General features: G+C 60.6%; 26 protein-coding genes and 1 pseudogene. 9 read left to right on the top strand and 18 right to left on the bottom strand.

Features of this window, described 5'->3' with window-relative positions; all coding sequences use genetic code 11:
- Positions 1-20 precede the first annotated feature (20 nt).
- The 4 genes from JFT66_RS16550 to exbB all read right to left on the bottom strand — a co-directional run bounded on the left by JFT66_RS16550 (position 21) and on the right by exbB (position 3262).
- On the bottom strand, positions 21-941 hold the full coding sequence (locus JFT66_RS16550) for a hydrogen peroxide-inducible genes activator (protein ID WP_032878710.1): 921 nt from the start codon (positions 939-941) through the stop codon (positions 21-23).
- A 159-nt stretch (positions 942-1100) separates the two neighbouring features.
- Positions 1101-1850 (bottom strand): energy transducer TonB family protein, encoded by a 750-nt coding sequence (locus JFT66_RS16555; protein WP_034116426.1) that lies wholly within the window; start codon positions 1848-1850, stop codon positions 1101-1103.
- Positions 1847-2272, bottom strand: coding sequence for a TonB system transport protein ExbD (gene exbD / locus JFT66_RS16560; RefSeq protein WP_003176926.1), 426 nt, complete (start codon positions 2270-2272; stop codon positions 1847-1849). Before exbD ends, JFT66_RS16555 begins: the two co-directional genes overlap by 4 nt.
- A 6-nt stretch (positions 2273-2278) precedes the next feature.
- Positions 2279-3262, bottom strand: a complete 984-nt coding sequence (gene exbB, locus JFT66_RS16565) for a tonB-system energizer ExbB (RefSeq protein WP_034116425.1) — start codon at positions 3260-3262, stop codon at positions 2279-2281.
- A 188-nt stretch (positions 3263-3450) separates the two neighbouring features.
- Between exbB and JFT66_RS16570 the strand changes: the two genes are divergently transcribed.
- Complete coding sequence (locus JFT66_RS16570; protein ID WP_153837352.1) at positions 3451-4302, top strand: SDR family oxidoreductase; 852 nt, start codon at positions 3451-3453, stop codon at positions 4300-4302.
- A 127-nt stretch (positions 4303-4429) separates the two neighbouring features.
- Here the strand turns inward: JFT66_RS16570 and JFT66_RS16575 are convergent, their stop codons facing one another.
- From JFT66_RS16575 to JFT66_RS16600, 6 genes are all read right to left on the bottom strand, one after another.
- Positions 4430-5170, bottom strand: a complete 741-nt coding sequence (locus JFT66_RS16575; protein ID WP_153837353.1) for a hypothetical protein — start codon at positions 5168-5170, stop codon at positions 4430-4432.
- Positions 5171-5226: 56 nt separating this feature from the next.
- Positions 5227-5607, bottom strand: coding sequence for a RidA family protein (locus JFT66_RS16580; protein ID WP_034116422.1), 381 nt, complete (start codon positions 5605-5607; stop codon positions 5227-5229).
- Between the two features lie 39 nt (positions 5608-5646).
- On the bottom strand, positions 5647-7752 hold the full coding sequence (gene spoT, locus JFT66_RS16585; protein WP_034116421.1) for a bifunctional GTP diphosphokinase/guanosine-3',5'-bis pyrophosphate 3'-pyrophosphohydrolase: 2106 nt from the start codon (positions 7750-7752) through the stop codon (positions 5647-5649).
- A gap of 60 nt (positions 7753-7812) precedes the next feature.
- The gene (gene rpoZ / locus JFT66_RS16590; RefSeq protein WP_003176920.1) at positions 7813-8076 is read right to left on the bottom strand and encodes a DNA-directed RNA polymerase subunit omega; all 264 of its coding nucleotides are present in this window, start codon (positions 8074-8076) and stop codon (positions 7813-7815) included.
- A gap of 167 nt (positions 8077-8243) precedes the next feature.
- Entirely contained in the window at positions 8244-8864 is a 621-nt protein-coding gene (gene gmk / locus JFT66_RS16595) for a guanylate kinase (RefSeq protein WP_034116420.1), read from the bottom strand.
- Between the two features lie 10 nt (positions 8865-8874).
- A complete protein-coding gene (locus tag JFT66_RS16600; RefSeq protein ID WP_198859652.1) occupies positions 8875-9738 on the bottom strand; it encodes a YicC/YloC family endoribonuclease in 864 nt (287 codons plus the stop codon).
- A 228-nt stretch (positions 9739-9966) separates the two neighbouring features.
- Here JFT66_RS16600 and rph point away from each other — a divergent pair, with 228 nt between their 5' ends.
- Entirely contained in the window at positions 9967-10689 is a 723-nt protein-coding gene (gene rph / locus JFT66_RS16605) for a ribonuclease PH (protein WP_016975928.1), read from the top strand.
- 22 nt (positions 10690-10711) lie between these two features.
- Positions 10712-11080, top strand: coding sequence for a DUF4870 domain-containing protein (locus tag JFT66_RS16610; RefSeq protein WP_198859653.1), 369 nt, complete (start codon positions 10712-10714; stop codon positions 11078-11080).
- A gap of 58 nt (positions 11081-11138) precedes the next feature.
- Here the strand turns inward: JFT66_RS16610 and JFT66_RS16615 are convergent, their stop codons facing one another.
- A complete protein-coding gene (locus tag JFT66_RS16615) occupies positions 11139-11918 on the bottom strand; it encodes an exodeoxyribonuclease III (protein WP_003195493.1) in 780 nt (259 codons plus the stop codon).
- An 82-nt stretch (positions 11919-12000) separates the two neighbouring features.
- Between JFT66_RS16615 and pyrE the strand changes: the two genes are divergently transcribed.
- On the top strand, positions 12001-12645 hold the full coding sequence (gene pyrE / locus JFT66_RS16620) for an orotate phosphoribosyltransferase (protein WP_003195489.1): 645 nt from the start codon (positions 12001-12003) through the stop codon (positions 12643-12645).
- Between the two features lie 204 nt (positions 12646-12849).
- Here pyrE and argB read toward each other — a convergent pair whose 3' ends face one another.
- The 4 genes and pseudogenes from argB to coaBC form a co-directional block, all read right to left on the bottom strand.
- A complete protein-coding gene (argB, locus tag JFT66_RS16625; RefSeq protein WP_003213275.1) occupies positions 12850-13755 on the bottom strand; it encodes an acetylglutamate kinase in 906 nt (301 codons plus the stop codon).
- 21 nt (positions 13756-13776) lie between these two features.
- Positions 13777-15192 (bottom strand): annotated as a pseudogene (locus tag JFT66_RS16630) (phosphomannomutase/phosphoglucomutase); the annotation flags it as partial.
- Positions 15193-15439: 247 nt separating this feature from the next.
- Entirely contained in the window at positions 15440-15895 is a 456-nt protein-coding gene (gene dut, locus JFT66_RS16635) for a dUTP diphosphatase (protein WP_003213270.1), read from the bottom strand.
- A 5-nt stretch (positions 15896-15900) separates the two neighbouring features.
- The gene (gene coaBC / locus JFT66_RS16640) at positions 15901-17109 is read right to left on the bottom strand and encodes a bifunctional phosphopantothenoylcysteine decarboxylase/phosphopantothenate--cysteine ligase CoaBC (RefSeq protein WP_043048060.1); all 1209 of its coding nucleotides are present in this window, start codon (positions 17107-17109) and stop codon (positions 15901-15903) included.
- A gap of 143 nt (positions 17110-17252) precedes the next feature.
- Between coaBC and radC the strand changes: the two genes are divergently transcribed.
- On the top strand, positions 17253-17927 hold the full coding sequence (radC, locus tag JFT66_RS16645; protein WP_034116415.1) for a RadC family protein: 675 nt from the start codon (positions 17253-17255) through the stop codon (positions 17925-17927).
- Positions 17928-17992: 65 nt separating this feature from the next.
- Here radC and JFT66_RS16650 read toward each other — a convergent pair whose 3' ends face one another.
- Positions 17993-19585 (bottom strand): ABC transporter substrate-binding protein, encoded by a 1593-nt coding sequence (locus JFT66_RS16650; protein ID WP_198859655.1) that lies wholly within the window; start codon positions 19583-19585, stop codon positions 17993-17995.
- Positions 19586-20043: 458 nt separating this feature from the next.
- Here JFT66_RS16650 and rpmB point away from each other — a divergent pair, with 458 nt between their 5' ends.
- Positions 20044-20277, top strand: a complete 234-nt coding sequence (gene rpmB / locus JFT66_RS16655) for a 50S ribosomal protein L28 (RefSeq protein ID WP_003176907.1) — start codon at positions 20044-20046, stop codon at positions 20275-20277.
- An 11-nt stretch (positions 20278-20288) separates the two neighbouring features.
- Entirely contained in the window at positions 20289-20444 is a 156-nt protein-coding gene (gene rpmG / locus JFT66_RS16660) for a 50S ribosomal protein L33 (RefSeq protein ID WP_003176906.1), read from the top strand.
- Positions 20445-20515: 71 nt separating this feature from the next.
- Here the strand turns inward: rpmG and JFT66_RS16665 are convergent, their stop codons facing one another.
- Entirely contained in the window at positions 20516-20878 is a 363-nt protein-coding gene (locus JFT66_RS16665) for a cupin domain-containing protein (RefSeq protein WP_153871291.1), read from the bottom strand.
- 229 nt (positions 20879-21107) lie between these two features.
- Between JFT66_RS16665 and JFT66_RS16670 the strand changes: the two genes are divergently transcribed.
- Both JFT66_RS16670 and JFT66_RS16675 read left to right on the top strand, forming a co-directional pair.
- Positions 21108-22601 (top strand): aldehyde dehydrogenase, encoded by a 1494-nt coding sequence (locus JFT66_RS16670; RefSeq protein WP_034116412.1) that lies wholly within the window; start codon positions 21108-21110, stop codon positions 22599-22601.
- Positions 22602-22750: 149 nt separating this feature from the next.
- On the top strand, positions 22751-23893 hold the full coding sequence (locus tag JFT66_RS16675) for an MFS transporter (protein ID WP_034116411.1): 1143 nt from the start codon (positions 22751-22753) through the stop codon (positions 23891-23893).
- A 34-nt stretch (positions 23894-23927) separates the two neighbouring features.
- Here the strand turns inward: JFT66_RS16675 and JFT66_RS16680 are convergent, their stop codons facing one another.
- Positions 23928-25496 (bottom strand): phospholipase D family protein, encoded by a 1569-nt coding sequence (locus tag JFT66_RS16680; RefSeq protein ID WP_198859656.1) that lies wholly within the window; start codon positions 25494-25496, stop codon positions 23928-23930.
- Between the last annotated feature and the right edge of the window lie 38 nt (positions 25497-25534).

The raw sequence follows: 25534 nt of genomic DNA on the forward strand, positions 1-25534 counted from the left end.
TAGCTCTGTCATACAGTTGCTTAGCTCGCAGCGGGCGGCTTGGCCACCGAACACAGGCGGATCGAGTCGGCAAGGATCTCAATCGCTTTGGGGCGTGGGAAGCTGGCGCGCCAGGCGATCGCCACGGTACGGAACGGCACCGGTGGTGTGAGTGGGCGCACTTCGATCACGCCTTGGGCGTAGTGATGACTGTCCACTGCCGACAGCGGCAGGATCGAAATACCCAGGCCGGAGGCGACCATATGGCGAATGGTTTCCAGGGAGCTGGATTCCACCGTGGTGTGCTTGGCACCGTCGTTGCCCTTGGTCAGGGTCGGGCAGGCTTCCAGTACCTGGTCGCGGAAGCAGTGGCCCTCGCCGAGCAGCAGCAGGCTCTTGTCATTGAGCAGGCCGGCGTCGATGGTGTCCTTCTTGGTCCACGGGTGGGAGGCCGGCATCAGCACGTAGAACGGCTCGTCGTAGAGCGGCAGGGTCAGCACGTCCGCCTCGTTGAATGGCAGGGCGATGATGATCGCGTCCAGCTCGCCGTTGCGCAGTTTGTCGCGCAGCACGTGTGTGAAGTTTTCTTCGATATACAGCGGCATCTGCGGCGCGACGCGGTGCAGTTGCGGAATCAAGTGCGGGAACAGGTACGGGCCGACGGTGTAGATCGCGCCGACTTTGAGCGGTGCGGTCAGCTGGTTCTTGCCGGCCTGGGCCAGCTCGCGAATGCTTTGCGCTTGCTCCAGAACCTTCTGGGCCTGGGCAACGATCCCTTCGCCCACTGGGGTGAGGCGCACGGCGCTCTTGCTGCGCTCGAAAATCAGCACACCGAGTTCGTCTTCAAGCTTTTTCACACCCACCGACAGCGTCGGCTGGCTGACATGGCAACGCTCGGCCGCGTGGCCGAAGTGCTGTTCTTGGGCGAGGGTCACGATGTAGCGTAATTCTGTAAGAGTCATAGCGGGCGTCCATGAGGTTGCGGGCCAAGCATACCGGCTGCAATCGATAGACGCACGTTATCAGAACTTTGCTGGGGATTGAGCGGGGAATACCGGGATTTTTACTGATGCGATGAAAGCGAATGTGGGAGGGAGCAAGTCCCTCCCACATTGATGGATCTAGCGGCGCCGCTTGTCGATGTTGTAGACGAATGGTGCGACGAGTTCGACGCTACCGTTTTTCAGCAGGTCGGCCGGAGGCTTGGGCAGTGGCTGAGCCTTGCGGATCATCTCCAGGGTCGCACGGTCCAGGTCGGCGTTGCCGGAGCGGCCCTCCAACTCGTAGGACAGCACATTACCTTCGGCATCGACCACAAAGCGCAAGCGGTTCATGCCTTCCTTGCCGCTGCGTTGGGCGCCAGGCGGGTACTTCTTGTACTTCTGCAGGTGCGCCAGCAGGGTGCTTTGCCAGGATGCCTGGGCCGCGACCTGTTGTGCCGATGGGCCGGGCGCAGGCTGGGCCGATTTTTCCGCTGGTGCGTTGGTTGGTGGGGTTTCGCTCGGTGGCTCCTCGGAAGGTTTCTCCTTGGGCGGTTCGGGCTTCTTCTCCACCGGCTTGGGCGGTTGCGGCTTAGGCTTGGGCTTGACCGGCTTGGGCACCTGGATCGTTGGCTTGGGCGCCTCGGCCAATTTCGGCAGAGGCAGCTCTTCCACCGGTGCAGGCGGCTGCGGCGGCGTAATCACCTTGGGCGGTGCCGGAGGCGGCGGTGCTGGCATCGGCGCCAGGTCGATGACCATGGCGGCGGGTGGCAGCTGGATCACCTGCGGCGCGGACCACTGGAGCGCGATGATGATCGCGACGGCATGCACGCCCAGCACGACGGCGAGGCTGGTGCCATAACGCGTCAGTTTGTGGCGCGTCGTGATCATTTCTTGGCTGCCGTCTCAAGTCCGACCAGGCCCACCTTGAGGTAGCCGGCTGCCCGCAGGGCATCCATCACGCTCATCAGGTCGCCGTAGTCCACGCCTTTGTCGGCCTGGAAGAAGATCGTCGTGTCTTTCTTGCCTTGGGTCTTGGCGTCGAGCACCGGGCCCAGGCTTTCAGTCTTGACTTCTTCTTCGCCCAGGAACAGGCGTTGGTCTGCCTTGACGCTGAGGAAGATCGGCTTCTCCGGCCGCGGCGCAGGCTTGGCGCTGGATGCCGGCAGGTCCACCTTGATATCCACGGTGGCCAACGGTGCCGCCACCATGAAGATGATCAACAGCACCAGCATCACGTCGATAAACGGCGTGACGTTGATTTCGTGGTTCTCGACGAGTTCGTCGTCGCCTTGATTCAAATGCAGGCCCATGGCCGATTACCCCACTTTCACCATGTGCGGTTGCGAGCTGCGCTCGGTAGGCAGGTGATCGAGGTCACGGCTGACCAGCAACAGCACTTCTGCCGATGCATCCGAAACCTGGGCCTTGTAGCCGGCAATGGAGCGGGCGAAGACGTTGTAGATCACCACCGCAGGAATCGCGGCAACCAGGCCCAGGGCGGTAGCCAGCAGGGCTTCGGCGATGCCGGGGGCAACGACGGCGAGGTTGGTGGTCTGGGTTTTGGCGATGCCGATGAAGCTGTTCATGATGCCCCATACGGTGCCGAACAGGCCGACGAAGGGTGCGGTGGAGCCGATGGTGGCGAGCACGCCGGTGCCGCTGCTCATGTTACGGCCGCAGGCGGCAACCAGGCGCTCGAGGCGGAAGGCCACGCGCTCCTTGATGCCTTCTTTTTCGCGGGTATTGGCCGACAGGCGCATTTCTTCGAGCGCGTCGTGTACCAGGGTGTTGGCCAGGGTGCCCTTCTTGGTGGCGGTTTCGCTCGCTTCCTTGAGGGTGGTGGCTTTTTTCAGGTGGACGATTTCAGCCCGCAGGCGACGCTTGGCGCCCAACAGCTCGAAGCCTTTGGCGATCCAGATGGTCCAGGTGATGATCGAGGCGATGGCCAGGCCGATCATCACGGCTTTCACCACCACGTCGGCGTTCTGGTACATGCCCCATGGCGACAGGTCGTGGGCCATGCCCAGCGTGTTGTCTTCTTCCAGCACTACGCCGGTTTCATCGGCAGGTGCGGCATCGCCTGCCGCTTGGGCCGGGTCGGTGGCGGCGGGTGCGACGGCAGGCGCAGCTGGGGCCGCAGCGTTCTGCTCGGCAGTCGCCGGAGTGGCGGGTGCGGTGGCATCAGCGAATGCGGCGGTCGGTGCCAGCAGTACGCTGAACAGCATCGCAGCAATCGCACGCCAGGCGCGGGATGGGCTGTGAAGCTTGGTTGGCGAAGCGGGGTTTGTATTACGTGTCATGCTGGCCGGACCTAAGAGAAAAAATGAGTGATCGTCCTGCCAGACTCTGAAGGGTCGAGGACAAATGGGCGGTTATTATTGCAAGTAATTCTTGTTAACAGAAGTAATACAGTTACTTTATTTGTCCTTTTTCTGGCCGATCGTCATCTGCGAAGGCTAATCTAGACCTTTGAGAACGGAGTTTTATGATGTCTGTGCCTTCTGTTGTGATTGCCGGTTGCGGCGATGTGGGTAGTCGGCTGGCTAGCCAATTGCTGGCCTCGGGATGGGAGGTGCACGGCCTGCGTCGCGATATTTCGCGGCTGCCCGATGGAGTGATCGGCATCGCCGGCGACCTGTTCAAAAAGGACTGCCCAGAGACGTGGCCAATCGGCGGGGTGGATTACCTGGTCTATTGCGCCGCTGCTACCGACCACGACGAAGCCGGTTATCGTGCCGCTTACGTGCAAGGGTTACAGCATGTACTGGAGTGGTTGAAGGACTACGGCCAGGAGCCGAAACACCTGCTGTTTGTATCCAGCAGCAGCGTATATGGGCAGCAGAACGGCGAGTGGGTCGACGAAACGTCAGAGACGCAAGCGAAGGGTTATTCCGGGCAGGTGATGCTGGAAGCCGAGCAAGTGGCGCTCAATAGCGGTATCCCCGCCACTGTCGTGCGGCTGACCGGGATTTACGGGCCAGGGCGTGAATGGCTGCTGACCCAGGTGCGCCAAGGCTATCGCGTAGCGATTGACCCGCCTTTATATGGCAACCGGATTCACGCGGATGACGCGGCCGGACTGCTGGCCTTTTTACTGCGGCATGTAGAGCAGGGCGGTGCATTGGACAAGGTCTATATCGGTGTCGACGATGCGCCTGCGCCACTGGCCGAGGTGGTCGCCTGGTTGCGCGAGTACCTGGGTGTGACCGAATGGGCCGATGACGCCAGCGTGCGGCGTGCGGGCAGCAAGCAATGCAGTAATGCCAGGGCTAAGTCCCTTGGTTGGGCGCCGAAGTATCCGACTTACCGGGAAGGCTACGCCGCGATCCTGAAAGGCTGAAACGCGGTCAAAAATGTGGGAGGGGGCTTGCTCCCGATAGCATTACATCAGCCCATATTTTCTTTGGCTGACTCACCGCTATCGGGAGCAAGCCCCCTCCCACATTTAGATTCAGGTGAAGCTGTTATTACTTTTCAAGCAGCCATTGGCGCGGTCCCGGCGTGAACTGAGGCACTTCATCCGCCCGCGCGGTATTGATTGCCTGAAAGATCTCCAGTTGCCCGCCCTTACGCGCGAAGATCCACGGGTTGCCCTGGCCGTTCAGTTGCAGCCAGATGCTGTCGTAGCCACCGCTCATGGAGGCGCAATCGCCTGCCAGGCACAGTGAGTAGCGGTCGGCGCCAGGCAGGCCCGCGACCTTGCCATCGGCCTGGAACTGCACGGTGGCGCCGTTGCCGGTGCCGTCGGTGATCTTCCAGTCGCCGCCCATGTAGGCCGCGTACAGCGCCCGTTCGAAATTGGCACCTATTGGCGCGCCTTCGGGTGCGGGCTCTTTGGCGCGGGCAAACAGTTGCTCCGGCTCATTGTCGTTGGCCACTTGCAGCAGTTGTTTGCCTTTGCGCTTGAGTTCGGTCGCGGCGCTGCCATAGAAGTCGACGCTCCAGGCGCCGGAATTTTCACCGGTCAGCTTGCCTTCGGCCACTTCAAAACCGTTGTAGTAGCGTGCCTGCGCAGCCTTGGTGTTGACCTCCCACTCAAGGTTGGGGCCATAGGATTGCAGGGCTTCACGCAAAGGGCCGCCCTTGGCTGCCGCGTCGATGGCGGCCTGGTTGATCCAGGTGCCGCTCACATCCAGGTCGGCGGGGTTGCTGGCACAGCCGCCCAGCAACAGGGCGAGCAACGAAGAGGCTACAAGCGCTTTGCGCATTACGAAATCCTTCTGAAACGAAGTCGGCGCAGCCTGTTGGAGCTGCGCCGGGTGTTTTACTCGATGACCAGAATGGCGTCCATCTCAACCTGTGCGCCCTTTGGCAGGGCGGCAACGCCGATGGCGGCGCGGGCTGGGTAGGGTTGTTCGAAGTACTTGCCCATGATCTCGTTGACCTTGGCGAAGTGGCTCAGGTCGGTGAGGAAGATGTTCAGCTTGACGATGTCTTTGAACGAACCACCAGCAGCTTCAGCCACGGACTTGAGGTTTTCGAAGACCTGTACGGTTTGCGCTTCGAAGCCTTCAACCAATTCCATGGTCTGTGGGTCCAGTGGGATCTGGCCGGACATGTAGACGGTGTTGCCCGCCTTGATCGCTTGGGAGTAAGTGCCGATAGCGGCTGGGGCTTTATCGCTGGTGATAACTGTCTTGGTCATGAGTGACTCCTTGTAATGGGTGATGAGTTATCTGAAGAGCTATGCACGCATACGGGTGATGCGGATGACCCCAGTCAAGGCGCGCAGCTTCTTGATCACGCGAGCCAGGTGTACGCGGTCGTGCACGCTGACCACCAGTTGGACCACGCTGATGCGACCATCGCGTTCGTCCATGCTGATTTTCTCGATATTGCCGTCGGCAGCGTTGACGCTGCTGGCCAGCAGGGCGATCAGGCCGCGCTGGTGCTCCAGCTCCACCCGTAGCTCGACGTTGAACTCGCCGGTAACATCCTTGGCCCACGAGAGCTGGATGCATTTTTCCGGGTTGTGGCGGATTTCGGTGATGTTGCGGCAGTTGTCCAGGTGCACCACCATGCCTTTGCCCGCAGACAAGTGGCCGACAATCGGGTCGCCCGGGATCGGCGTGCAGCATTTGGCGTAGCTGAGCACCAGGCCCTCGGTGCCGCGAATTGCCAGCGGGCCTTCCGGGCTTGGCAGTTGTTCGCCTTCGCCCAGTAGGCGGCGGGCGACCACGTAGGCCATGCGGTTGCCCAGGCCGATATCTTCCAGCAGGTCTTCGATGGTTTCCTGGCGGTACTCGTGGAGCATCGCTTGCACGCGCTCCTGCGCAATCTTGTCCAGGGCGCTGTCGAAGCCGTTGAGCACCTTGTTCAGCAGGCGTTCGCCCAAGCTGATCGACTCGGAGCGACGCTGCAGTTTCAGGGCGTGGCGAATATGCGTGCGTGCCTTGCCGGTGACCACGAAATTGAGCCATGCCGGGTTCGGACGCGCGCCTGGAGCACTGACGATCTCGACCGTGGAGCCGCTTTGCAGCGGTTCGGACAGCGGTGCGAGACGACGATTGATCCGACAGGCGATGCAGCTGTTGCCCACGTCGGTGTGCACCGCGTAGGCAAAATCGACCGCGGTGGAGCCTTTGGGCAGCTCCATGATGCGGCCTTTGGGCGTGAACACGTAGACCTCGTCCGGGAACAGATCGATCTTCACGCTTTCAATAAATTCCAGGGAGTTGCCGGCACGTTGCTGCATTTCCAGCACGCCCTTGACCCACTGGCGGGCGCGGGCATGGGTGCCTTTGGGCTGCTCGTCGCCGCTGGATTTGTACAGCCAATGGGCGGCGATGCCGTTGTTGGCCATTTCTTCCATTTCGCGGGTGCGGATCTGGATCTCGATCGGCACGCCATGCATACCGAACAGCGTGGTATGCAGCGACTGGTAGCCGTTGGCCTTGGGAATCGCGATGTAATCCTTGAAGCGGCCGGGCAGGGGTTTGTACAAATTATGCACAGCGCCCAGCACGCGGTAGCAGGTGTCGACCTTGTCGACGATGATCCGGAACGCGTAAACGTCCATGATCTCGTTGAAGGCCCGGCGCTTGCCGCGCATCTTCTTGTAGATGCCGTAGATGTGTTTCTGCCGGCCGCTGACCTCACCCTCGATCTCATCGATCGCCAGGCAATGGCTCAGGGACTCTTCAATCTTGTTGACGATTTCCTTGCGGTTGCCCCGGGCGCGCTTGACCGCCTGGTAGATGCGCGCCGAACGCATCGGGTGCATGGCCTTGAAGCCGAGGTCTTCGAATTCGATACGAATGGCGTGCATGCCCAGCCGGTTGGCGATGGGCGCGTAGATTTCCAGGGTTTCCTTGGCGATGCGCCGGCGCTTTTCGCCGGAGAGCACTTCCAGCGTGCGCATGTTGTGCAGCCGGTCGGCCAGCTTGACCAGGATCACGCGGATGTCGCGGGCCATGGCCATGGCCATTTTCTGGAAGTTTTCCGCCTGGGCTTCGGCCTTGGTCTCGAAGTTCATCTGGGTCAGTTTGCTGACCCCGTCGACCAGTTCGGCCACGGTTTCGCCAAATTGCGCACTGAGCGCTTCCTTGGCAATGCCGGTGTCTTCGATCACGTCATGCAGCATCGCGGCCATCAGGCTCTGATGGTCCATGTGCATGTCGGCCAGGATATTGGCCACCGCAAGAGGATGGGTGACATACGCCTCGCCGCTACGGCGGCGTTGGCCGTCGTGGGCTTGTTCGGCGTAGAAATACGCTCGGCGGACCAGGTTGACCTGGTCTGGGCCGAGGTAGGTCGATAAGCGATCGGCGAGGGCGTCTATGCTCGGCAAAGTATGAACTCCTGCCGAAGATTGTGACCCCGCGCCGTGCTACGTCGACCAGGCATAGGCTTAGACGGCCTCGTTGGACTCGTCCTCGAACGCTGCAAACAGCGGTTCGTCTTCAACGATTTCGGCGTTGGCGATGAACTCATAGCTCATCAGGCCTTCAGCGATTTCACGCAGGGCTACAACGGTAGGCTTGTCGTTTTCCCACTGGACCAGGGGCTCTTTGCCGCCAGTGGCCAGTTGACGGGCACGCTTGGTAGAGAGCATGACCAGCTCAAAGCGGTTATCCACGTGTTCTAGGCAGTCTTCAACGGTTACGCGGGCCATGGTATTCCTCGGAGCGAATGCAAGATGCGCGCTGCCCGGTTGGGCGAGCGGACTGAGCAGTTTAAAAAATCACCAGCGTTTAGGGAAGCGCTGATTTTTCGCAGGCTCTCGCAAAACCGCTACAAGTGCCAATGTAAGGCCCTTGCAGACGTTTTGGAAAGAGCCAGTCAGCCGAGCAGTTCGGCCAGTAATTTGCCGAAACGCTGCTGTTGACGCTTTTGCTGGAGCTGGTTGCTGCGGAAAATCGCCTTCAAATCGTCCAGGGCTTGAGCAAAATCATCATTGATGATCAGGTAGTCGTAGTCGACATAGTGGCTCATTTCGCTGACGGCTTCACGCATGCGACCTTCGATGATCTCGTCGCTGTCCTGGCCGCGGTTGGTCAGGCGCTGGTGCAACGCTTCCAGCGATGGCGGCAGAATGAAGATCGAGCGTGCCTTGGGCATCAGCTGGCGCACTTGTTCGGCGCCCTGCCAGTCGATTTCCAGAATCAGGTCGTGACCTTCGTCCAGGGTCTGTTGCAGGTGACTTTGGGAGGTGCCGTAGAGGTTGCCGAAGACTTCGGCGCGCTCGAGGAAGTCACCATGCTCGATCATCTTGACGAACTCGGTGCGCTCGACGAAGTGATAGTGCACGCCGTTCACTTCACCCGGGCGCATGGCGCGAGTGGTGTGGGACACCGAGATGCGGATCTGCTCGTCAGCGTCGGTCAAGGCCTTGACCAGGCTGCTCTTGCCCGCGCCCGAAGGGGCGGAAATGATGTAAAGGGTGCCGGTGCTGTGGGTCATGGAGGTTGCCTTACTCAATATTCTGTACTTGTTCGCGCATCTGCTCGATCAACACTTTGAGGTTGACCGCCGCCGTGGTGCTGCGCGGATCGAACGCCTTGGAGCCCAGTGTATTGGCTTCGCGGTTGAGTTCCTGCATCAGGAAGTCCAGGCGCCGACCGGCGGCACCGCCAGACTTGAGCACACGACGTACTTCAAGGATGTGGGTGCTCAGGCGGTCGAGCTCTTCGGCCACATCGCTCTTTTGTGCGAGCAGGACCATTTCCTGTTCCAGGCGAGTCGGGTCAAGGTCGGCCTTCATGTCGGCGAAGCGGTCGAGGACCTTCTGGCGCTGGGTGGCAAGCATTTGCGGCACCAGTTCGCGCAGGGTGACTACGTCTTCTTCGATTGAGGTCAGGCGCTCGTTGATCAGGCGCGCCAGTTCGGCGCCTTCGCGCTCGCGGCCGGCCTTGAGCTCCTTCAAACCCTGGTTGAACAGGGCGAGGGCTTCGGCGTTCAGAGCTTGCGGGTCGGTCGCATCGGCCACCAGCACGCCAGGCCAGGCCAGCACTTCCAGAGGGTTCAGCGCGGCCGGTTGCTTGATCAGGCCGGCGATGGTTTCTGCGGCAGCGACCAGTTGCGCGGCGCGGTCGCGGTCGACCTGCAGCGGCTTGCCGGTGGTTTCTTCGGTAAAGCGCAGGGTGCATTCCAGCTTGCCACGGGAAATGCCTTGGCGCAGCGCTTCACGCACGGCGCCTTCGAGATCGCGGAACGACTCCGGCAGGCGCAGATGCGGCTCCAGGTAACGGCTGTTGACCGAGCGCAATTCCCAGCTGAGGGTGCCTTGGGCCCCGGCTTTTTCGACACGGGCGAAGGCGGTCATGCTGTGCACCATGGAGGTACCTCGCGATGCAGTCCCGCAAATACGGGCTGATGAGTAAATTGAAGCCGACAGGCTGCGAAGGCGCAGGAGTGTAGCGCAGTGGGGCGCAAGGCCCCAAACCCTGGCGCTCACAAAGCGCGACGAGTCGCGCATTCGTAACCGAATTTTTAGAAGTGCCCCGAATCAGCTGGCGGCTCTATAATGCTCGGCAGTTTTTCGTCCTCAGTACAGGTATCCCCTATGAAACGTCCAAGTGGTCGCGCTGCCGATCAGCTCCGCTCGATCCGCATCACCCGCAACTACACCAAACACGCCGAGGGATCCGTACTGGTCGAGTTTGGCGATACCAAGGTGATCTGCACCGTCAGCGTCGAAAATGGCGTGCCGCGCTTCCTCAAGGGTCAGGGCCAGGGCTGGTTGACCGCTGAATACGGCATGCTGCCGCGCGCCACTGGCGAGCGTAACCAGCGTGAAGCCAGCCGTGGCAAGCAAGGCGGGCGTACCCTGGAAATCCAGCGCCTGATTGGCCGTTCCCTGCGTGCCGCCCTGGACATGTCCAAGCTGGGCGACGTGACCCTGTACGTCGACTGCGACGTGATCCAGGCCGACGGCGGTACGCGTACCGCGTCCATCACCGGTGCCATGGTGGCCCTGGTTGACGCGCTGAAAGTCATCAAGAAACGCGGCGGCCTCAAAGGCGGCGACCCGCTCAAGCAGATGATCGCCGCTGTATCGGTCGGCATGTACCAGGGCGAGCCTGTGCTGGACCTGGACTACCTGGAGGACTCGGCCGCCGAGACCGACCTGAACGTAGTCATGACCAGCACCGGTGGTTTCATCGAAGTACAGGGCACGGCTGAAGGCGCGCCATTCCAGCCCGCTGAGCTGAACGCGATGCTGGCCTTGGCCCAGAAAGGCATGACAGAAATCTTCGAACTGCAGAACGCCGCACTGGCTGACTAAGCCGGTAACAAGGAGAAGCGCCATGAGTGACAGCCAGTTGCCGGTACCGGCACCCTCCAAGGAAGTACGCCAGTTGGCAATGTTGTGTCACTTCGCGGCGTTTGCGGGGTTGGTATTTCCTTTCGGTAGTTTGTTGGGGCCGCTGATCCTGTGGCAGTTCAAGAAGGATGTAGACCCGCTCATTGATGATCAGGGCAAGGAGGCCCTGAATTTTCAGATCACCGTGGCAATCGCCTGGCTGGTGTGCCTGGTGCTGGGCTTCGTGATAATCGGCTTTTTGCTGATGACCGTGCTGGTGATTGGGGCGCTGATACTGACGATTATCGCCGGGATCAAGGCCAACAAAGGCATTGCCTATCGTTATCCGTGGACCTGGCGCCTGGTCAAGTAACCGGGCGGCCACAAAAAACCGACATCGCTGTCGGTTTTTTTGTATCTGGAGAAAGACCTCAGATGGTCAATGTCCAGTCGTAGTCCACGATCAGTGGCGCATGCTGCGAGAAACGCGGCTGGCGCGGCAGGCGTGCACTGCGCACGAACCGGCGCAGGCCCGGCGTCAGTAGCTGGTAGTCGAAGCGCCAACCCAGGTTGAGCATCTCGGCCTGTTCGTTATCCGGCCACCAGCTGTACTGGTCGCCTTCACGGCTGACTTCGCGCAGGGCATCGACATAGCCCATGTTGCCGACAATCTCGTCCATCCAGGCCCGTTCCGGCGCCAGGAAGCCCGGGGATTGCTGGCTGTCGCGCCAGTTCTTGATATCCAGCTTCTGTTGCGCCACGTACAGCGAGCCACAGTAAATGTACTCGCGACGTTTGCGTCGCTGTTTATCCAGGTAACGGGCGAAATCGTCCATTAGCTTGAATTTCTGGTTCAAGTCTTCATCGCCGTTCTGCCCCGAAGGGAGCAGCAAGGTCGCGATGCTGACCTTGTCGAAATCGGCTTGCAGGTAGCGCCCGTAGCGGTCGGCTGTCTCGAAGCCGAGGCCGCTGATGACCGCCTTGGGTTGCAACCGCGAGTACAAAGCCACGCCACCTTGGGTGGGCACTTCGGCATCGCAGGCATAAAGGAAGTAGCCATCCAGTTGGAAGGCTGGGTCGTCCAGTTCAAAGGCGGAGGCGCGGGTGTCCTGCAGGCAGATGACGTCGGCATTCTGTGCTTGCAGCCAACTGAGCAAACCACGCTCGACTGCAGCCTGAATACCATTAACGTTCACACTGATGATCCGCATAAATGGCCCCAAAAATCGCGTGCGTGTATGATACACGCCGTCCACCTAATTAGCTAAATCCGTGGTATCTGAGGCTTTTTTCATGCAGGCGTATCAACGCGATTTCATTCGTTTTGCCATCGATCGCGGCGTTTTACGCTTCGGCGAGTTCACTCTCAAGTCCGGGCGCACCAGCCCGTACTTCTTCAATGCGGGCCTGTTCAACTCGGGTTCGGCCCTGGCTCAGCTGGGTCGTTTCTACGCGGCAGCCATCGTTGAAAGCGGTATTTCCTTCGACGTACTCTTTGGCCCAGCCTACAAGGGTATTCCCCTGGCTGCGGCTACAGCGGTCGCGTTGGCAGAGCATCACGGGCAGGATCTGCCGTGGTGCTTCAACCGCAAGGAAGCCAAGGCCCACGGTGAAGGCGGTAGCTTGGTCGGGGCTCCGTTGACTGGCGATGTGCTGATCATCGATGACGTGATCACCGCCGGCACCGCCATTCGTGAGGTGATGCAGATCATCGCTTCCCAGGACGGCGCCAAGGCCGCTGGCGTGCTGATCGCCTTGAACCGTCAGGAGCGTGGCAACGGTGAGTTGTCGGCGATCCAGGAAGTGGAGCGTGATTTCGGTATTCCGGTGGTGAGCATCGTGTCGTTGAACCAGGTGTTGCAGTTCCTGGAAGATGATCCGCAGCTCAAGCAGCACTTGCCTGCTGTTCGTGCGTACCGTGAGCAATTCGGCGTCTGACACAGAGCCCCCTTGTGTTTGAGGGCTAGTGTGGGAGGGGGCTTGCTCCCGATAGCGGTGTCTCAGTTGGTATTTTCAGCACTGACCCACCGCTATCGGGAGCAAGCCCCCTCCCACATTTGGATCACCACAAGGCTCAAGTTAATCGCCTGTATAAAAAGGCCCCGCTCAATTTGATTGAGCGGGGCTTTTTTTTTCAGCGTTTTAAGGACGCTTGCGGTTACTGATCAGCGTGCCCACACCCGTATCGGTGAAGATTTCCAGCAGGATTGCATTCGGAACCCGGCCATCGAGGATCAGCGAGCTGCCGACGCCGCCTTGCACGGCTTCCAGCGCGCAGCGGATCTTCGGCAGCATGCCGCCATAGATGGTGCCATCGGCGATCAGATCGTCCACTTGCTGGGTGGTCAGGCCGGTTAATACCTTGCCTTCCTTATCCATCAAGCCCGCGATGTTGGTCAGCAGCATCAGCTTCTCGGCTTTCAGGGCCTCGGCCACTTTGCCAGCCACCAGATCGGCGTTGATGTTGTAGGACTCGCCGTTGGCGCCCACGCCGATCGGCGCGATCACCGGAATGAAATCGCCCTTGACCAGCAGGTTCAGCAGGTCGGTGTTGATGCCGATCACTTCGCCCACCTGGCCGATATCGATGATTTCCGGCTGGGTCATCTCGGGGGTCTTGCGGGTAACGGTAAGTTTCTTCGCGCGGATCAGTTCCGCATCCTTGCCGGTCAGGCCGATGGCGCTGCCGCCGTGGCGGTTGATCAGGTTGACGATGTCTTTGTTGACCTGGCCGCCGAGGACCATCTCCACCACGTCCATGGTCTGCGCGTCAGTGACACGCATGCCATCGATGAAGTGACTCTCGATCGACAAACGCTTGAGCAGATCGCCGATTTGCGGGCCGCCACCGTGTACCACCACCGGGTTGATCCCCACGGCTTTCATCAACACGATGTCGCGGGCAAAGCCGGTTTTCAGCTCGTCGCTTTCCATGGCATTGCCGCCGTACTTGATCACCAGCGTCTTGCCGACGTAGCGTCGAATATAGGGCAACGCTTCGGACAGGACCTTGGCGGTGTTGGCAGCGGCTTCGCGTTCGAGGGTCATTCAGGGCTCCGGGCAAAAAAATCAGAACGGTAATTGGAGATCAGGGGCAACACGTTTCAACTGGACGTGGAACACGTCCTTGATGCGCTGCAGCTCAGCCTCGGTATCCGCCTCGAAACGCAGGACCAGCACCGGTGTGGTGTTGGACGCGCGTACCAGGCCCCAGCCTTTGGCGTAATCGACTCGCACACCATCAATGGTGGTCAGATTGGCGCCTTCACCCCATTGCGCATCGTGCAATGCTTCAATGATGCTGAATTTGCTCTCCTCGGTCACATGGATATTGATCTCTGGCGTAGAAATATCATTCGGGAAGGTCTGAAACAGCGCGTCGCAGGTGGATTTCTCCTTGCTGAGGATCTCCAGCAGACGAGCGGCGCTGTAAATACCGTCGTCAAACCCGAACCAGCGCTCCTTGAAGAACACGTGGCCGCTCATTTCACCGGCCAACAGCGCGCCGGTTTCCTTCATTTTCTTTTTGATCAACGAGTGACCGGTCTTCCACATTAGCGGACGGCCGCCATATTCCTTGATCAGCGGTGTCAGTCGGCGGGTGCATTTCACGTCGAAAATGATTTCGGCGTTGGCATTGCGAGCCACAACGTCACGGGCAAACAGCATCAGCAGGCGGTCAGGGAATACGATCTCGCCGGTCTCGGTCACCACACCCACGCGGTCGCCATCGCCATCGAAGGCCAGGCCCACGTCGGCGCCCACTTCCTTGACCTTGGCGATCAGGTCAACCAGGTTTTCTGGCTTGCCTGGATCCGGGTGATGGTTAGGGAAATTGCCGTCGACGTCGCAGAACAACGGGATCACTTCGCAATTCAGCGCTTCGAGCAACTGCGGGGCGATCACGCCGGCCGCACCGTTGCCGCAGTCCACCACGACTTTCATGCGGCGTGCGAGCTTGACGTCACGGGTGATTTCATCGGAGTAGCGCTGCAGGATGTCGACTTTGGTGATGCTGCCGGTGCCGCTGGTCAGGTCGTTGGTCTTCAGGCGGGTATGCAGGGCCTGGATCTGCTCATTGGCCAGGGTATCGCCGGCAATGACAATCTTGAAGCCGTTGTAGTCCGACGGGTTGTGGCTGCCGGTGAGCATCACCCCGGATTTGCCGGCCAGTACGTTGGCGGCGTAGTAAAGCGCGGGTGTCGGCACCAGGCCGACGTCGCTGACGTGGCAACCGCTGTCGGCCAGGCCCTGGATCAGTTGTTCGACCAGCTCGGGGCCGGACAAGCGGCCGTCACGGCCTACCGAGACGTTGGGCTCGCCCTGGGCCAGGCTCTGGGAGCCGATGGCGCGGCCGATCCAGTAGGCAGTTTCGGCGGTCAGGGTCTTGGGTACCACGCCACGAATGTCATAGGCGCGAAAGATGCTGTCGGGGAAGGTCGGGGCTACGCGGGCTGCGGTACTCATCGCGGGGGGGAACTCCATCTGAAAGGGGCGGGGCTGGCCTGAATGTGGCTGGCCGGCAGGCTCAAACTGAAGGGTATGACGGCGTTTTCGGCAGAGAGTTCGTGGTGTAAAAGTGCCATCGGGGTCTGATATTCACCCGTATGGTCGCGTAATGCATTGATTTCGCTTATAAAATTTCGCTTGTGAGATCCGCGCATTCTTCATCCTGAAACGCCAGGCGGTGGCATCGTGGCCGGACGAGCGCGTCCGGCCTGATTCAGCTTAGTCAGTGGCTGCCGGAATGCCCGAAACCGCCTGCGCCGCGCTGGGTTTCGTCGAACTCTTCTACGAGTTCGAAGTGCGCCTGTACCACGGGCACCAGTACCAGTTGGGCGATGCGCTCGCCGACTGCGATGTTGAACGCGGTCTGGCCACGGTTCCAGCACGACACCATCAACTCGCCCTGGTAGTCGGAGTCGATCAGGCCCACCAGGTTGCCCAGCACGATGCCGTGTTTGTGGCCCAGGCCGGAGCGCGGCAGGATCAACGCCGCCAGGCCTGGGTCGCCGACATAGATCGACAGGCCGGTGGGGATCAGGATGGTCTGGCCCGGCTCAAGGACGGTGTCTTGCTTGAGCATGGCGCGCAGGTCCAGACCGGCGGAGCCTGGAGTGGCGTAGGCCGGCAGGGGGAATTCGTTGCCGATGCGGGGGTCGAGGATCTTGGCTTGCAAAGCGTGCATGGAAATTAAACCTGGTTCAGCCGTTGGGCGATAAAAGAGATCAGTTGGCGGGCAATCTTGCCCTTGCTGGTCTGGGCGAAAAGGGTGGCGTGCAGCTCGCGGTCGATCACGCTGCACGCATTTTCCTCACTGTTGAAGCCGATGCTTGGGTTGGCGACATCATTGGCAACGATCAGGTCGAGGTTTTTGTCTTTCAGTTTGCGTGCGGCGTAGTCCAGCAGGTGCTCGGTCTCGGCGGCGAAGCCGACACTGAACGGGCGATCCGGACGGGTGGCGATGGTGGCCAGGATGTCCGGGTTGCGCACCATTTGCAGGAGCAGGCCGTCACCGCTTGTAGGGTCTTTCTTGAGCTTCTGCGGGGCCACGACTTCCGGGCGGTAATCTGCAACCGCGGCGGAGGCGATGAACAGGTCGCAGGGGATGGCCGCTTCACAGGCTGCAAGCATGTCCCGGGCGCTGACTACGTCGATTCGCGTGACACGATCAGGCGTCGGTAAATGTACCGGGCCGGTGATCAGGGTGACCCGTGCGCCTGCCTCGACCGCAGCTTCTGCCAACGCAAAGCCCATTTTTCCTGAGCTATGGTTGGTGATGTAGCGCACCGGATCGATGTTTTCCTGGGTTGGGCCGGCGGTGATCAGCACGTGCTTGCCGGTCAGGGCCAGGTGCTGGAAGCACTCGGCGGCACATTGCGCCAGGTCGGTGGCTTCGAGCATGCGGCCCATGCCGACGTCGCCGCAGGCCTGGCTGCCGGACGCCGGGCCGAACACCTTGAGGCCGCGGCTTTGCAGGAGTTGGGTATTGGCTTGGGTGGCGGGGTCGCGCCACATTGCCTGGTTCATGGCCGGGGCGATGGCGACGGTGGCGTCGGTGGCCAGTACGAGGGTGGTCAGCAGGTCATCGGCGATGCCTTGGGCCAGGCGGGCGATCAGGTCGGCAGTGGCCGGGGCGATCAGTACGAGGTCGGCCCACTTGGCCAGCTCGATATGGCCCATGGCGGCTTCCGCCGCCGGGTCCAGGAGGTCCAGGTGAACCGGGTGGCCGGACAGGGCCTGCATGGTCAGCGGAGTGATGAACTCGCTGCCGCCACGGGTCATGACCACGCGCACTTCGGCGCCCTGGTCCAGGAGCCTGCGAACCAACTCTGCGCTCTTGTAGGCGGCAATGCCGCCACCGACGCCGAGAACGATGCGTTTCCGATACAGACGCTGCATTGGTTTGCCTTTCCAGTTCAGTGATGCCAGTTCAGTGACGCCTGCGATGACCCCTCCCCAGGTGAAATCGCACGCAAAAAAGAGGGCCTACGATAACACAGCGCCCGCCGGGCAACAGTGGAGCAGGTATATGCGGAGGTGGGATGAGTATTCGTGATTGGCCCGTGGCGGAGCGCCCACGGGAGAAACTGTTGGAAGGCGGCGCGGCGAGCCTGTCCGATGCCGAGTTGTTGGCGATCTTTCTGCGCACTGGAGTTGCTGGTCGAAGTGCGGTCGATCTGGCGCGCCATCTTTTGGCGCAATTTGGTGGCCTGCGCCCATTGTTGGAGGCCAGTCAGGCGCTGTTCAGCCAGCACCTGGGGCTGGGGCCGGCGAAGTTTGCCCAATTGCAGGCGGTGCTGGAAATGTCCCGGCGCCACATGGCCGAACGCTTGCGTGATGATTCGGTACTGGAGAGCCCGCTGGCCGTGCGCGAGTACCTCAAGGCGCTGCTGCGCCATGAGCCCCATGAGATCTTTGGCTGCCTGTTCCTTGATTCAAAACACCGGGTGCTGGGGTTCGAGGCAATGTCCCAGGGCACCATCGACACCGCAATTGTCTATCCGCGACAAGTGGTAAAGCGTGCCTTGGCGTACAACGCGGCGGCGTTGATCCTGTGTCACAACCATCCGTCCGGGAGTGTGGAACCCAGTGCGGCTGATCGAAAATTGACCAAGTTGCTGCAAAAGGCGTTGGAGGTGGTGGACGTGCGGGTGCTGGATCACATTATCGTGGGGGATGGTGACCCGTTGTCGATGGCGGAATACGGGTGGATGTAGAAAAACGGCAGCCGCAAGTTTCAAACTGCAAGCCTCAAGCGGGCTTGCAGCTTGCAGCTTGCAGCTTAGGGTTTGACGCTGACTTTCGAATAATCCTGGCGCCCAAACGGGCTCACTCGGTAGCCCTCGATATTCTTGCGGGTCAAGGCAAACGCCGTCGGATGCGCCAGTGGCAACCACAGCGCCTGCTGCTGGATCTGCGCCTGGGCCTGTTGGTACAGCTTGCTGCGCACCCCTTGCTCGCTGGTGGTCTTGCCGGCGCTGATCAGTCTGTCCAGCGTAGGGTCGCAATAGCGGGCGAAGTTGGTACCGGACTTCACCGCAGCACAAGAGAACTGCGGAGTCAGGAAGTTATCCGGGTCGCCGTTGTCGCCGGCCCAGCCCATGAACAGCAAGTCGTGCTCGCCTGCCTTGGCGCGGCGAATCAACTCGCCCCATTCGATCACGCGAATGTCGGCCTGGATGCCGACCTTGGCCAGGTCGGCCTGCAACAACTGGGCACCGAGGTTCGGGTTGGGGTTCAGCAGGCTGCCGGTAGGGCGAGTCCATATCGTGGTCTTGAAGCCGTCCTTGAGCCCCGCACGGTCCAGCAGCGCCCTGGCTTTAGCGAGGTCCTGTGGATAACCTGGCAAATTATTGGCATAGCTCCAGGTGTTCGGTGGGTAAACACCATTGGCTGCGTCGGCGGTGCCTTCGAATACGGCCTTGAGGTAACTGCCCTTGTCGAAAGCCAGGTTGATCGCCTGGCGCACCTCGGGCTTGTCCAGCGGTGGGTGCTGGCTGTTGATAGCGACGAATGCGGTCATGAAGGCGGCAGTTTTTTCTACCTTCAATGCTGGGTCTTTTTCGGCCTCGCCTACATCCAGAGGCTTGGGTGACAGGGCGATCTGGCATTCATCGCGATGGAGTTTCTGCAGGCGTACGTTGGCGTCCGGGGTGATAGCGAAGATCAAGTTATCCACAGCCGGTTTGCCGGCGAAGTAATCCGGGTTGGCCTTGTAGCGCACCACGGCATCTTTCTGGAAACGCACGAAAATGAACGGGCCGGTGCCGATTGGCTGGCTGTTGAGCTTTTCGGGAGTACCGGCCTTGAGCAGTTTGTCGGCATATTCAGCCGGGTAGATCGAGGCAAAGCCCATGCTCAGCGCCGGCAGGAAGGTGGAGTCGGCGTGGTCGAGGGTGAACCGCACCGTCAACGGGTCAAGGGCGTCGATCTTCTTGACCAGTGCTGGCAGTTGCAGGGATTGGGCGTGTGGGAAGCCGCTTTGGGCGATCTTGTGCCACGGATTGGCCGGGTCAAGCATGCGCTCGAAGCTGAAGCGCACGTCTTCGGCGGTCAGCGTTCGGCTTGGGTTGAAATAGTCGGTACGGTGGAATTTCACGCCCGGGTGCAACTTGAAGGTGTAGGTCAGGCCATCGGGTGAAACTTCCCAGCTGTCTGCCAGGCTCGGTACCAACTTGCCGCTGGCCGCGTCAAAGTCCACCAGGCGGTTCATCAGCACGTCCGATGAGGCGTTGGTGGTGGTCAGCGAGTTGTACTGCACCACATCGAACCCTTCGGGGCTGGCCTCGGTGCAGACACTCAAGTTGGTGGCCGCAACGGCCATCGGTGCGATAAAGAGAGGGGCGAGCAATAGCGGTAGGGCAGCGAGGCGCATATTCGGTTTCCTGTGCAGATCGAAGGCCCATCTGCGAGTGCAGTCTGGAAAAAGCCTACCGTAGAGGTCTGGTTGATAAATGACTAGCCCATTTTTGCCTGTGCTTTTGGCGCAAATGCTGTTTTGATGGCGCCTCAGCGCGTTTCGCCGTGCACTTCCCCGTGCCTGCGGGCGCTGTAAATCATTCTGTGCGACGAGCGGTCGGCTATTGCAGCGGCCCCTCCTGGCAACGGTTCGGGCGTCTGTCGCCAAGATTTACGGTGGTAAAAACACACGGGCTGTTGTTGCACTGGGGTCTTTCTGGTATAAAGCAGCGCTCTTTTCTAGGGGCCCGGTTCCTTCGCTTGTAGGTGTAGCCGGTAAGACCCTAAAGAAACGCGGCGCCTGGCGCCAAATGACTGAGAGATTAAGCGGCCAACCCATGCCGGGTTGGGCATGTGGTTTTAGAGGGCTGAGGCATGTCGAGAGTCTGTCAAGTTACCGGTAAGGGTCCGGTGACTGGGAATAACATTTCCCACGCAAATAACAAAACCCGTCGTCGTTTCCTGCCGAACCTGCAGCATCACCGCTTCTGGGTTGAAGAAGAGAAACGTTTTGTTCGCCTGCGTGTATCTGCCAAAGGCATGCGTATCATCGACAAGCGCGGCATCACTGTCGTGCTGGCCGAAATCCGCGCCGCTGGCAAGATCTAAGGAGCTCTATCATGCGTGAATTGATTCGAATGATCTCTAGCGCCGGTACTGGTCACTTCTACACTACCGACAAGAACAAGCGTACTACCCCGGACAAGCTCGAAAAGAAAATGTTCGACCCGCGCGTTCGCAAGCACGTGATCTACAAAGAAGGCAAAATCAAGTAATTGATTTTCTTCCTTGTGAAAAAAAGCCCGTATCTCACGATGCGGGCTTTTTTTTGCCTGGAGTTTGCTGATCAGGCTTTCTGTTCAAACACCACATAGATCTTGCGGCAGGGCTCCAGTACTTCCCAGGTACCGCTGAAGCCGGCCGGGATCACGAAGCGGTCGCCGGCACGCAAGGTCTTGGCGTTGCCCTCGACGTCACGCAGTACGGAAACGCCCTGCACAATCTCACAGTACTCATGCTCGGTGTAGTTGACCTTCCACTGCCCGACCTCGCCTTCCCACACCCCGGCACTCATCTGGCCACATGGGCTGTTGTAGTGGTTGTAGATCGTTTGTTCGGGATCGCCCTTGAGGACTTTTTCGGCGGCAGGGCGGTAGCGCTCGGGGGCCGTGTTGGCTTGGCTGAAATCGACGATATCCTGGATGCTCATGTGCGTGTCCCGTCTGGCCTGCGGTTGGAGAGGCCAAAGTCTATGTTTATTAAAATGAACATCGCAAGGGCGTTTACCGCCGTTATGTCAAATATATTGAAACACCCCCAGCCGCTGGTTTAGGGTGGCAGCTGCCTTGGGCCGAACAGCAGGCTGGCCGGGCAAGAATTCGTGAAGGCGCCGGGATACCCCCCCAGGCCCTTGTATTCAATAAGAGGAGGACACTCGCATGACCACCCTGACCCGTGCCGACTGGGAACAACGCGCCAAGGATCTGAAGATCGAAGGCCGTGCCTATATCAATGGCGAATACACCGCCGCCGTTTCCGGTGACACCTTCGAATGCATCAGCCCGGTGGATGGTCGCTTGCTGGCTACCGTCGCCAGCTGTGACGCCAGCGACGCCCAGCGCGCCGTGGAAAACGCCCGCGCCACCTTCAACTCTGGTGTCTGGTCGCGCCTGGCGCCGGCCAAGCGCAAATCCGTGATGATCCGTTTCGCCGCACTGCTCAAGGCCAATGCCGAAGAGCTGGCGCTGCTCGAAACCCTGGACATGGGCAAGCCCATCAGCGATTCCCTGAACATCGACGTTCCCGGCGCGGCGAATGCCCTGAGCTGGAGTGGCGAGGCCATCGACAAGATCTACGACGAAGTCGCTGCTACTCCGCACGATCAGTTGGGCCTGGTGACCCGCGAGCCGGTCGGCGTAGTCGGCGCCATCGTGCCGTGGAACTTCCCGTTGATGATGGCCTGCTGGAAGCTCGGCCCGGCGCTGTCCACCGGTAACTCGGTGATCCTCAAGCCGTCCGAAAAATCCCCGCTGACCGCCATCCGTATCGCCGCGCTGGCGGTTGAGGCCGGCATTCCAAAAGGCGTGTTCAACGTATTGCCTGGTTATGGCCACACCGTAGGCAACGCTCTGGCGGTGCATATGGACGTCGACACCCTGGTATTCACCGGTTCTACCAAGATCGCCAAGCAACTGTTGATCCGTTCCGGCGAATCGAACATGAAGCGCGTCTGGCTGGAGGCGGGCGGCAAGAGCCCGAACATCGTGTTTGCCGATGCGCCAGACCTGCAAGCGGCCGCCGAATCTGCCGCTGGCGCCATTGCCTTCAACCAGGGCGAAGTCTGCACTGCGGGTTCGCGCCTGCTGGTAGAGCGTTCGATCAAGGACACCTTCCTGCCGCTGGTAATCGAGGCCCTCAAGGGGTGGAAGCCGGGCAACCCGCTGGACCCTGCTACTACCGTAGGTGCACTGGTGGATACGCAGCAGATGAACACCGTGCTCTCGTACATCGAGGCCGGCCACGCCGACGGCGCCAAGCTGGTCGCAGGCGGCAAGCGCACCTTGGAAGAAACTGGCGGCACCTACGTCGAGCCGACGATTTTCGACGGTGTGACCAATGCCATGAAGATCGCCCAGGAAGAAATCTTTGGCCCGGTCCTGTCGGTGATTACTTTCGACAGCGCCGAAGAAGCCGTTGCCATCGCCAACGACACCCAATACGGCCTGGCCGCGGCGGTGTGGACGGCGGATATCTCCAAGGCGCACCTGACCGCCAAGGCCCTGCGTGCCGGCAGCGTGTGGGTTAACCAGTACGACGGCGGCGACATGACTGCGCCGTTTGGCGGTTTCAAGCAGTCGGGTAATGGCCGCGACAAGTCGCTGCATGCGTTCGACAAGTACACCGAGCTGAAGGCGACCTGGATCAAGCTCTAAGTATCACCGCAGGCCAAATGTGGGAGCGGGCTTGCTCCCGATAGCGGTAGACCAGTCACCACATGCGGTGGCTGATACCAAGCTATCGGGAGCAAGCCCCCTCCCACACTGTTTTGTGTGCACACTTAATTATCCACAGGAGCGTGGCAATGCGTTGGGCGACTTATTTCGCCGTCCTGGCCTCGGTACTCAGCGTTGGCCTGGCCTTGGGTGTCAGCATGCCGTTGGTATCCCTGCGTCTTGAGAGCTGGGGCTATGGCAGTTTCGCCATTGGCGTGATGGCGGCGATGCCAGCGTTCGGTGTGTTGCTGGGGGCCAAGGTCTCCAGCCGAATGGCGTCCTGGCTTGGCACCGCCAACCTGATGCGCCTGTGCCTGTGGGCCGGGGCGGTGTCCATCGGCTTGCTGGCGATCCTGCCCAGCTACCCGGTGTGGCTGGTGCTGCGGCTGATGATCGGGGTGATCCTGACCATCGTATTTATCCTCGGCGAAAGCTGGATCAACCAATTGGTGGTAGAGCAATGGCGTGGCCGCCTGGTGGCGTTGTATGGCTGCACCTATGCCTTGAGCCAGTTGTCGGGGCCATTGTTACTGGGCTTGATTGGCACAGACCATGATTACGGTATCTGGGTGGGCGTGGGCCTTTTGTTGGTGGCACCGCTGCTGTTGCTGGGGCGTTCCGGGGCCCCGACCGCTGATTCGTTCAGCGTCACCTTCAGCGAGCTGTGGCGGTTCTGCCTGAGCCTGCCTGCGATTGCCTGGGCGGTGGCTTTATTCGCTGCGTTCGAAGCGATGATTCTGACGCTGTTGCCGGTGTATTGCCTGCAACAGGGCTTCACTGCCGAGATCGCCTTGGCGATGGTCAGCACGGTGGTGGTGGGCGATGCATTGCTGCAATTGCCGATCGGCGCCTTGGCCGACTATCTGCCGCGACGCACGCTGTTCCTGGGCTGTGCGCTGCTGTTGCTGGCGTCCAGCCTGGCGGTTCCAGTGTTGATGCACACGCTGCTGATCTGGCCGGTGTGGGTGCTGTTCGGTGCCAGTGCCGGTGGGTTGTTCACCTTGTCGCTGATTTTGATCGGCGAGCGCTACCGCGACGATGCGTTGGTGCGTGCCAATGCTCATGTGGCGCAGTTGTGGGGCATTGGTTGTCTGATCGGGCCGTTGGTGGCCGGTGCGGGCAGCCAGTGGATCAGTGGGCATGCACTGCCATTGCTGATGGCCGCGGGTGCGTTGGGGTTGGTGGTGTTGTTGTTGCGCCAAGGTGCGTTTGGCGCAGCGCAGCCTGCCTGACCTGAAATGCTCCCACATCGGATCTACGCCGTTTTTAGAGCATGCGTTCCAAGCCAACTGAAGTGGCGAACCAGGCATTGAACCGTCGCCACCAACTGCCGGGCTCACGGGTTAGGGTGTGCAATTGCCCGTTGTCTTCGGTCACCCACACCACCTGGCCATCCTGCAGCTTCGCCTCATAGCTCAATGCCGGCGACATGCCTTCCAATGCCAGGTTACGCACGTGCTCTGCCAGTTCAGGGCTGTCCACCAGCACGCCGACCTCGGTGTTCCACAGCACTGAACGCGGGTCAAAATTGAACGAGCCGATGAACGACTTCTCGCGATCAAAGATCATCGCCTTGCTGTGCAGGCTGGAGTCCGAGCCGTGGAAGCCGCCTTGACGGAACAGGTGCGGCCCGCTGCCCGCGCTAGGGTCGCCCGGCTGTCGGCGCAGTTCGTAGAGTTTCACTCCGTGCTCCAGCAACGCCTTGCGATAGGGCGCGTAGCCGCCGTGTACGGCCGGCACATCGGTGGCCTCGAGGGAATTGGTCAACAGGCTCACCGATACGCCCGCATCGGCGCGCCCCGTGAGATAAACCAGCCCGGGCTGCCCCGGTACGAAGTACGCTGAAATCATGATCAGCTCATGGCTCACCGCTTTCAGCTCTGGCGCCAGTTGGGTGGTGAGCAACAATTGCGGGTCGGGGTCAGCCTTGGCCAGCACCTTGCTCGGTGCATCCCATAGCGCCTGGTTCCAGGCCCAGATCAACTCGCGGCGCCAGATGTCCATGCGGGGCCGGGTCTGGTAAGTGCGCAGGCGGTTATACAAGGCATGGTTCTGCTGGCGCGATTCGGCCAGCGAGGCTTCCAGGCGTGCGCGAGCGACGGCGAGGTCGATTCTAGAGGGCTTGTTCGAGACGAAGTCATCGATCGGTTTGCTCAGGGCGCTGTTCCAGTATTGGTCGAAGCTATGGCCCAATTGCTCGGCGACCGGCCCGACGCTGAGCATGTCGATATCGGTGAAGTTCAGGTTGGGTTCGGCGTCGAAGTACTCATCCCCGAGGTTGCGTCCTCCAACGATGGCCGCGCTGTTATCCGCCAACCACAGTTTGTTATGCATGCGCCGGTGTTGCAGCGACAGGTTGAACACCCGGCCCATGGCGCGGGTAACGCCCGTACTGCGCCCCAGATGCAGGGGGTTGAACAGGCGAATTTCGATCTTGGGATGGGCGGCGAGGGTGGCGATGATCTGATCGAGACCATCGCTGGTGGTGTCATCCAGCAGAATGCGCACGCGCACCCCTCGGTCGGCGGCCTTGAGCAGTTCATCCACGAGCATGCGCGTGCTGATGCCGTCGTGCACGATGTAGTACTGCAGGTCGAGGCTGGTCTGGGCGTTGCGGATCAACTCGGCGCGAGCCATGAAGGCTTCACTGCTGTTGGGCAGCAAGCGGAAGCCCGAGCGCCCCTGGTACGGCGCCGCCTGGGCCTGGATCGAGCGGCCGAATGATGAGTCCGTCGCCGGCAGGGCATCGCTGGGGATGCGCGGTGTATTGACCGAAGCGCAGCCGCCCAGGGCCAGCGCGGCGAGCAGGAAAAACGGTAAAAGCCGTCGAATCATCAAGGAAACTGCTTCCAGGTCAAGGCGGTTGTCGGCAT

The sequence above is a fragment of the Pseudomonas sp. MF6755 genome, assembly GCF_016405635.1.
In the GTDB taxonomy this organism is placed as follows: Bacteria; Pseudomonadota; Gammaproteobacteria; order Pseudomonadales; family Pseudomonadaceae; genus Aquipseudomonas; species Aquipseudomonas haemolytica.